Below are 8,369 nucleotides of genomic sequence, written 5' to 3' on the forward strand. Positions count from 1 at the left end.
CAAAAGAAAGTAACCCGCCGCTTTAGTGGCGGAAGCTTTTAGCGTTTGATCTAGATATTGCTTGGTCGAGGCGCCGCGACGCCGTCAGAACGCGGTCGCGACTCGCGTCGCTCCTACCCCAAGGCAACGACCGATATCGGCGCGAGGTCGAGACTCCGCGGTCGCGGCTCACGCCGCTCCTACAAGAGGATGACGACTCACACCGCAGCCCCGCACCGCTACTGCAACTGATAAGAGAAACTCAGATTCCAGCGCGCCTTGCGGTCGTCGGCCTCCAGCGGCAGGTCCGCGGTCGGTCGGGCGTAAGCGAAATCGACGTTGTAGTGGCGGTTGTCGGACAGACGGATGCCGAGCCCGACCGAGCCGAGTTTGTCGATCGGCGGGCGGCCTTCGGTCATCGAGACTTGCGCGTGTTGCACCACCAGGTAAGGCGACACCGATTTCAACCAGCGCGACTGCGGGCGGTAGTTGCGGCTGAGTTCCAGCGACAACCCCCAGCCCTTGTCGGCCGACACTTCGCCCGGGTCGTAGGCCAAGGCGAAACGCGAGGCGCCGAAGCTGATCTGCTCGGACGACGGCAAGCGGTTGCGGCTGTACTGGGCGGTGCCGCGCAGGATCGCGAGGTAACGCTGTTCGGCCCAGCTTCGGCTCTGCGCGTAACCGAGGTTGTAGCGCCGAAACGAAACATCGTTCGGCGAGGCGAATTCGACGCCCGCGACGTTGGTCACCGTGCTCGCCGAGGCGCCCCAGGCATCGAGGCCGCGCGCGATCGACAGGCTGATTTGGCGAGCGCTGTTCTTCTTGGCCTTGGTGTAATCCAAGCTCGCCTGCAACACGCGGGTCTTGGAGCGTTGTTGCAGGATCGCACCGGTCGCAGTGTTGCGGTAGGCATCGACCTGATCGGCACCGTAGATGCCGGCGCCGATGAAGATCGAGCGCTCGTTGCGCAGCAGCCATGGATAACGCGCAGCGAACGCGAGGCGGTCCTGTTCGACGCGGTGATCGAGGAAATCCGGCAGCGGCGTACGGCTGGCCGGTTCGCCGCGATAACGCGAGCCGTCGACACGACCGATCCAGCCGTCGCTGCCGAACAACTGCGAATAGCCGGCGCCGTAGAAACGCTCGTCGCCGCGACCGTCGGGATACAGGGTCGACAAGGTCCACTGTTCGGCCAGCGGCGTCAGCGCATTGAGCTGCAGATTCATCAGCCCCTGGGTGCCGGGATGGTTGAACTCCAGCGCCCAAGTGGCGTCGTAGCGCTTGCCGCCGACGTTGAGCTCCAGCGCGGTCGCGCCGTCGGTGGTGGTCGGCGCGGGCACGTTGATCGCCATCTTCGCGCCGGGCAGGAAGCCCAGGATCTGCGAGTAGCGCTCGAAGGTGGCCTGGCGCAACGGCCGGTCGTCGAGGATGTGTTGGGCGATCGCGCGGATCTTGCGCTCGAGCTTGCCCGGCTTGCCGCTCAGGCGCAGCTCGGCGACATAGCCTTCGACCGCGATCACGCGGACCACGCCATTGGCGAAATCCTGGGTGGGCACATAACAGAACGACAGCGCGTAGCCGTGTTCGCGATACAGCTTGCTGCAGGCTTCGGCCGCCTGCAGCAATTCGGCGACGGTGATGCTCTTGCCGGCGAGCGGACTGAACACCGCCGCGACCTGCTCGAACGGGATCGCCTTGACGCCGGACACGTCGAATTTGCTCGGCGTGAGTTGCAACGCCAGCAAAGCGGCCATTTCGGGATTCTGTTGCGGTGCGACCGTGGTGCTGACCTTGGGGTCGGTCTTCGGCAACGGTGCCTGCGGCAGGGTCTGCAGCGGGTTGCCGGTCGGCAGGCGATCCTGGGAATACGCCGGCAAGGTCGAATACAAAAGCGCGGTGACCGTCAGCGCGAGTAGGTAGCGTTTTCCCGAAAGGCCTGTTCGCATGCACGCGCCCCTGCGTTTAGCGTGGTCCATCCAGCGGAAGGTCGGCATTGGAATGGCGCGTCCGCCATGCGGCGGAACGCGCCTCCCCAAGACTCATGCGTTCACCATACGCCGTTGTTGCGCGACGGGAACGGGCCTGTGCCCGTTCCCGCGCGTTGCATCACAAACTTGCGTTCAAGGCTTCTTCTTGAGCAGACCGGTACCGAGCAGGCCACCTTGGTTGGTGGTGCCGCCGAGCAGGCCGCTGCCGGTGCTGGTGCCATTGAGCCCGGTCGCCCCGGCCACGCCGTTGACGACCGTGCTCAGCCCCTGGGTAACCGGCTGCAAAGGACCATTGACCGCCGCGGTCGCCGTCGTGCCGACTGTGGTCACACCACCGCCGACGCTCGTCACCGCGCCGGCGATCAGGCCGGTGGCCGGCGCCAACGGCGTGGTAGCGCCGGTGCTGGCCAATGCCGAGCCCACGCCGCCGACCGTGCCGCCAAGACCGGCGACGCCGCTGGTCACGCCAGCTGCGGTCACGCCGACCGGATTGGCGATGCTGCCGGCATTGCCCATGCCTGCGGTGATGCCCGCGCCGACCGTGCCGAGGTTGCCGCTGACGCCCTGTACCGCGCCACCGAGCACGCCGGTTGCGCCGCCCGGAATCGGAAGACCGCTGAGCTGCGCGCCGACCGTGCCGCCCGCAGCGGCCACGCCGCTGGTCGTGCCGCCCACGCTACGCGAGACATTCGCGACAAGGTTGCTGCCGCCGCTGCCGCCCGCGGTGCCGCCGTTGGCTTGGCCGATACCGGCAACCGGGGTCAGCACGTTGCTGAGCGCGCCGGTCAGCGCCTGCCCGCTCGGACCTTCGATCAGTCCGCCGACCTTCGGCGCCAAGCCTTTGACCTGCGTGCCGACGCCAGAGACCAAGGCACCGGCGGTGCTGGTCAGGGGCTGGATCGGCGAGCCCTGGAAGGCGCCCACGGTCGCGACCGTCTTGCCGAGGTCGTCGACGGTGGTACCGACGTTGACCACGACGTTGTCGACGCCGGCCGCAGTTGTGCCGACCGGATTGGAGATGTTGCCGATCTGGCCGAGACCGCTGCTGGTCGCTTGACCGAGCGCGGTGATCGTGTCGCCGACATCGTCGACCACAGTGCCCAGCCCCCGCGTGGTCGGAGTGCTGCCGCCGAGCAGAGCCTGATTCGGGATTTGCGCGCCCAGTCCGCTGATCGCGCCGCCTACGCCGCTGATCAGTCCGCCACCGGTGGTGACGACCGAGCCGACTACGCCGCCGGGCGGAGTGGTGGTGCTGCCGGGAGGATTGCCGGGACCGCCAGGCGTGCCGGGGCCACCGGGAGTGCCCGGGCCACCGCCGCCGGAACCGCCACCGCCAGAGCCGCCACCGCCCGAGCCACCGCCGCCGGAACCTCCACCACCCGTGCCGCCGCCTCCTGAGCCGCCGCCGCCCGAACCGCCACCCCCGTCGCCGCCCCCCCCGGGATTAGGATTGAAACTCGATTTGACGCCGCCCGAGCCCGAGCAACCCGTGGTCGATACCGTGACCGTCAGGATGCAGGCTGCAAGCAGGCTGTAGGAAAGGGCTTTACGAATGCTTTGAGATTCCATTGCGTTCCTCCGAATGCAGCCTGAGCTGCCTCGTGCGCGAATGTGTCGCTACGCCTGCGTTCGCTAGGTCGCGATACCGGCAAGCTCCCCTATCACACTTACAGTTGCCGTTCTGGTGTGTAGTGGGTCAAGGCTGCTCCGATTCATCGTTTATAAAATGTGACGTTCATCACGTTTATATAGCGACGTGCGCATATTTCCGATGGCCGGTTAAACGGGTGAGAAAGGGTGATTTTCGTTCATCAATCAGTGCGGAAACGCGCGACCGGCGCAACAACGGACAAGACCCTGCGTAACCGTACGGTTATGCCCTTAAGCGTTCTGAACGCGAATCCAGAAACACAACCCGAACGTGTCTTCTGCGGCGCCGCCCTTAGGCCATCGCGACCATGCCGACGCAGCGCGACCGAGGCCCGCCGCGCGTTTTTCTTGTTTCCGACAACTACGCGGTAAGCGTTATCGGCGTAAGGCAAAACTACGCACGAACGGGTTTCACCACTCGACCGTGCCGCGAACCACCGCTTGCACGCGCCCGCCGATCCACACTTCGCGTTCGTCGTCGATGCGGATCTCGATGCAGCCATCGCGGCCGACCTCGCGCCCCTGGCTGATCTGGTAGGCATCGCCCACCTCGATACGGCCGGCGGCGAGCAAGGCGGTCGCGATCGCCGCATTGGCGCTGCCGGTCACCGGATCTTCGGCGATGCCGTCGCTCGGGCAGAAGGCCCGCACCGCGTAGGCGAATCCGGGCTCCTGGGTTCGCGCGAACACTGCCAGCCCCAGCGCATCCTCGCCGCTCAGGGCCTGGATCGCCGCCAAGTCGGGGCGCATGCCGCGTACCGCGGCGGCATCGGCGAGTTCGGCCACCCACCAACGCGGTCCGTTGTCCCACAGCGCCGGCACCAGCGGCCCCCATGGCACTCCGGCCAACGCCGCGTCGAGCAAGGCCTGCTTGTCGTGAGCGGTGACGCAACGCTGCGCGCGCGGCGTGCGGATGCTGACCCGCAAACCGTTCGCGTCGTGGACGATGCGCACCGGCAAATGTCCGGCCGCGCACTGCTGCACCAAGGCTTCGCTGCGCGGCGACACGCGTCCGGCGTCGAGCACCGCCCAGGCCGCGCCGATGCTGGGATGACCGGCGAACGACAGCTCCTGGCGCGGGGTGAAGATGCGCACCCGATAATCGGCGCCTGGCTCGGGCGGCAACAGGAAGATCGTTTCCGGCAGGTGCGTCCAGGCCGCGAACGACTGCATCGCCTCGCTGTCGAGGCCTTGCGCATCGAACACCACCGCGAGCGGATTGCCCGCTCCGATGCGGTGGGCGAAGACATCGAGTTGCAGAAAGCGGCGCAGGCTCATGGATGCCGAGCGTACAGCCCGCGGCACATGCGTTCATGTGCCCTCGGCACGATTGACGCGATGCTCGGCGAAGTCATCGCCGCTTGCGTCGAACCCATGCGGCCGAAGCGCATGTCATCGTGCAGGCGGTGCGACGACGGTGCAGCGCAAGGGCGCGGCCAAGACGGCCGCCCCCTTGCGTTGCGGGCCTGCGATCAATCGCAGAACCAGGTCCGCTTCTGGAAGATCGCAGTGCTCTCGCCCCAGGAGCTGTACTGGCCGCCGCAGCTGGCGACGGCGCCGCCGACTTCTTCGCCGGCTTCGTTGAAATACAGAATCGAATAACCCTGCCACGGAGGCGCGGCCTTTACGCTGCCGGCCAGCACCAATCCACCCAGCACCACCGCCGCCACTGCAGTTGCGATAAGACGCATCGTCGTTCTCCCCTTGCTTGATTCGTACTCCGTCGGGCCATGCCTCGCCGGAGCGCTGGAAACCCCGCGACGTTCGCGCAAAGAGGAAAGCCCCGGAAGACCGGAGCTTTCCTGCGGCGCGAACGCCGCGAACCGTATGCGCGACGCCTCAGCTTTCGGCTGCGCAGCCCTGCACGAAACGCTTGTTCTCGGTGGTCTGGCCCCAACGGCCGTCGGCGGCGCCGCAGCCGGCGGTCCACTTGCCGACCTGCGCGCCTTCGGCGTTGTAGTAGTACCAGGTGCCCTGCCAGTTGTAGGCCAGTGCATTGAACGACACGCCACCCACCATCGCCACCGCCATGACGGCAGCGAACAATCCGATACGACGCATGCGATTTCTCTCCCGATTGCGCGGCGTGATTCGCCGCTCGGGCACCTTATGCCAGCGCGCGAGCGCAGCGGCACGATCGGAGGTTCGAGCTTGTATCCACTTATCGAAATCGTGATTGCTATCGCTATTGGCCGTTTTGCCGCTGCGTAAAGCACCGGCAATCGCAATCCCGGCGACGCGACGGAGCGAATCTGCGAGGTCGCCGGGGCGCATTCAGCCGCGACGATGGTGCAGCGCACGACGCGTTGCGCGAACGAGTGATGCGTGGACAACAGCGGCGCCGCTGCTGGGCAGGAGCGGCGTCCTACTGGATTTCCTTCGGTCACAAGCCGCGACCGCCATCGATCCGATGGCGATGCAAGCGTGAGCGCTTCGGCGCAACCATGCCCATCACTTACGTCGAAACACTTGAGATTCGACGTTTGCACCGCGACGGGCGGCGGCGCGGTCGCGGCTCGCGCCGCTCCTACCCCAAGGCCGCCGCGCGTCGGATGCCAGCGCGGCCGATCAGGCCGCGAGCAAGGCCGGCAACTGCGCCGGCGCGGCGGCCAGGTGCTGGGCGCCGGCTTCACGCAGTTCGTCTTCGCTGCCGAAGCCCCACAACACGCCGATGTTGCGCATGCCGTGCTCGCGCGCGCCTTCGATGTCCATGCGCCGGTCGCCGATCATCAGGCACTGCTCCGCCGACAGTTCGAAACGACGCAAGGCTTCGGCGATCAGGTCGACCTTGTGGGTCAGGCGGCCGTCGCGGCTGGAGCCGATGACGTCGTCGAAGCGGTCGCCGAACGGCAGGCCGGCGAGGATCTTGCGCGCGTTGTCTTCGTTCTTGGCGGTGACGACGGCCAGGCGGTGGCCGGCGCCGTGGACCGCGTCGAGCATCTCGGCGACGCCGTCGTAGACCGAAAGCTCGGTCCAGCCTTCGCGGCTGTAGCGTTCCAGATACAAGGCCACGGCCTGCTCGACGCGGGCCTCGTCGCCGAGCAGGGGCAGGAAACTGGTGCGCAGGGCCGGACCGATCCAGCCCCGCAACTCCGCCTGCGACGGCACCGGATGCCCAAGCTGCTCGAAGGCGTACGACACGCTGCGGGTGATGCCCTCGGCCGAATCGATCAGGGTGCCGTCGAGATCGAAGAACAGGGTGGTCGGCGCGCCCACGGTCAGCCCGCGCGCTGCTTGAGCGCGGTCACCGCCGGCAATTCCTTGCCTTCGAGGAACTCGAGGAAGGCGCCGCCGCCGGTCGAGATATAGCTGACCTCGTCGGCGATGCCGTACTTGTCGACCGCCGCCAGGGTGTCGCCGCCGCCGGCGATCGAGAACGCCTTCGACGCGGCAATGGCGCGCGCCAAGGTCTGCGTGCCATGGCCGAAGGCGTCGAACTCGAACACGCCGACCGGGCCGTTCCAAACCACGGTGCCGGCGTTCTTGATCAGCTCGGCGTAGCGCGCGGCGGTGTCGGGGCCGATGTCGAGGATCATGTCCCCGGCGTCGACCGCATCGACGGCCTTGACCGTCGCCGGTGCATCGGCTGCGAACGCCGGTGCCACGACGACGTCGGTCGGCACCGGAATGTCGGCGCCGCGCGCCTTGGCGTCGGCCATGATCTGCTTGGCGGTGTCGATCAGGTCGGGCTCGACCAGCGACTTACCGACGCTGTGGCCCATTGCGGCGATGAAGGTGTTGGCGATGCCGCCGCCGACGATCAGCTGGTCGACCTTGGACACCAGCGAGGACAACAGTTCGAGCTTGGTCGACACCTTGGAGCCGGCGACGATGGCCAGCAGCGGACGCGCCGGGTGTTCGAGCGCCTTGGCCAGCGCGTCGAGCTCGGCCATCAGCAGCGGGCCGCCCGCGGCGACCTTGGCGAAACGGATCGCGCCGTGGGTCGAGGCCTGGGCGCGGTGCGCGGTGCCGAAGGCGTCCATGACGAACACGTCGCACAGCGCGGCGTACTGCTTCGACAGCGCCTCGTCGTCCTTGCCTTCGCCGACGTTCATGCGGCAGTTCTCGAGCAACACCAGCTGACCGGGCTGTACCTCGACGCCGCCGACCCAATCCTTGATCAAGGGCACTTCGATGCCGAGCAGTTCCGACAGGCGCTGCGCCACCGGCGCCAGCGAATCGGCCTGGCTCCACTGGCCTTCCTTGGGGCGGCCGAGGTGCGAGGTGACCATCACCGCCGCACCCTTCTCCAGCGCCAGCTTCAGCGTCGGCAGCGCGGCGAGGATGCGCAGTTCGGAGGTGATGCGGCCATCGTCGATGGGGACGTTGAGATCTTCACGGATCAACACGCGCTTGCCGGCGAGATCGAGATCGGTCATGCGAACGATGGGCACGGGGCCTCCTGAGGCGATGCGGGGGATGGAATGGCTGGGGACGAGTGGAACTGGGGGCGCGGCTGGTTCGGGGAGCCGCCGCCGGGGTGGCTATTGTCGCGGCGCGGGGGGCCGAAATAAACCTTCGTGTCTGAACGGAGGCATTGGCGGGGCTTACTGGCGTGGAGACGGTTTGGTATGGGGGCGGCGGCCGGGCCTGTGATCGGTGCTGATTGGGCCGCACGGCGAGATCGAAGTGGCGCGGTCGCGGCTTGTGACCGAAGGAAATCCAGTAGGACGCCGCTCCTACCCAAGAGCGACCGCGTTGCCGTTGCCGTTGCCGTTGCCGTTGCCGTTGCCGTTGCCGTTGCCGAGATTT

The 8,369-nt window shown here is 67.1% G+C and carries 7 protein-coding genes; all 7 read right to left on the reverse strand.

The window, feature by feature from the left end:
- Window positions 1–218: 218 nt before the first annotated feature.
- The 7 genes from EX88_RS0121760 to EX88_RS0121790 all read right to left on the reverse strand — a co-directional run bounded on the left by EX88_RS0121760 (window position 219) and on the right by EX88_RS0121790 (window position 8,011).
- On the reverse strand, window positions 219–1,925 hold the full coding sequence (locus EX88_RS0121760; RefSeq protein WP_161786168.1) for a ShlB/FhaC/HecB family hemolysin secretion/activation protein: 1,707 nt from the start codon (window positions 1,923–1,925) through the stop codon (window positions 219–221).
- Between the two features lie 174 nt (window positions 1,926–2,099).
- Window positions 2,100–3,536 (reverse strand): collagen-like triple helix repeat-containing protein, encoded by a 1,437-nt coding sequence (locus EX88_RS0121765; RefSeq protein WP_081931365.1) that lies wholly within the window; start codon window positions 3,534–3,536, stop codon window positions 2,100–2,102.
- Between the two features lie 492 nt (window positions 3,537–4,028).
- Window positions 4,029–4,895 (reverse strand): PhzF family phenazine biosynthesis protein, encoded by an 867-nt coding sequence (locus EX88_RS0121770; protein WP_031374089.1) that lies wholly within the window; start codon window positions 4,893–4,895, stop codon window positions 4,029–4,031.
- A gap of 194 nt (window positions 4,896–5,089) precedes the next feature.
- The gene (locus EX88_RS26270) at window positions 5,090–5,308 is read right to left on the reverse strand and encodes a DUF6289 family protein (protein WP_152566412.1); all 219 of its coding nucleotides are present in this window, start codon (window positions 5,306–5,308) and stop codon (window positions 5,090–5,092) included.
- Window positions 5,309–5,456: 148 nt separating this feature from the next.
- A complete protein-coding gene (locus tag EX88_RS0121780) occupies window positions 5,457–5,678 on the reverse strand; it encodes a DUF6289 family protein (protein WP_031374090.1) in 222 nt (73 codons plus the stop codon).
- 507 nt (window positions 5,679–6,185) lie between these two features.
- Entirely contained in the window at window positions 6,186–6,833 is a 648-nt protein-coding gene (locus EX88_RS0121785; RefSeq protein WP_036149800.1) for an HAD hydrolase-like protein, read from the reverse strand.
- Between the two features lie 2 nt (window positions 6,834–6,835).
- The gene (locus tag EX88_RS0121790; RefSeq protein WP_031374092.1) at window positions 6,836–8,011 is read right to left on the reverse strand and encodes a phosphoglycerate kinase; all 1,176 of its coding nucleotides are present in this window, start codon (window positions 8,009–8,011) and stop codon (window positions 6,836–6,838) included.
- Window positions 8,012–8,369: the final 358 nt, after the last annotated feature.

The sequence above is a fragment of the Lysobacter antibioticus genome, from assembly GCF_000731095.1.
Classification (GTDB): Bacteria; Pseudomonadota; Gammaproteobacteria; order Xanthomonadales; family Xanthomonadaceae; genus Lysobacter; species Lysobacter antibioticus_B.

Excerpts from the sequence above, each read along its gene's own strand:
- EX88_RS0121760 (WP_161786168.1), bottom strand. The coding sequence starts at position 1,925 with ATGCGAACAGGCCTTTCGGGAAAACGCTACCTACTCGCGCTGACGGTC.
- EX88_RS0121765 (WP_081931365.1), bottom strand. The coding sequence starts at position 3,536 with ATGGAATCTCAAAGCATTCGTAAAGCCCTTTCCTACAGCCTGCTTGCA.
- EX88_RS0121770 (WP_031374089.1), bottom strand. The coding sequence starts at position 4,895 with ATGAGCCTGCGCCGCTTTCTGCAACTCGATGTCTTCGCCCACCGCATC.
- EX88_RS26270 (WP_152566412.1), bottom strand. The coding sequence starts at position 5,308 with ATGCGTCTTATCGCAACTGCAGTGGCGGCGGTGGTGCTGGGTGGATTG.
- EX88_RS0121780 (WP_031374090.1), bottom strand. The coding sequence starts at position 5,678 with ATGCGTCGTATCGGATTGTTCGCTGCCGTCATGGCGGTGGCGATGGTG.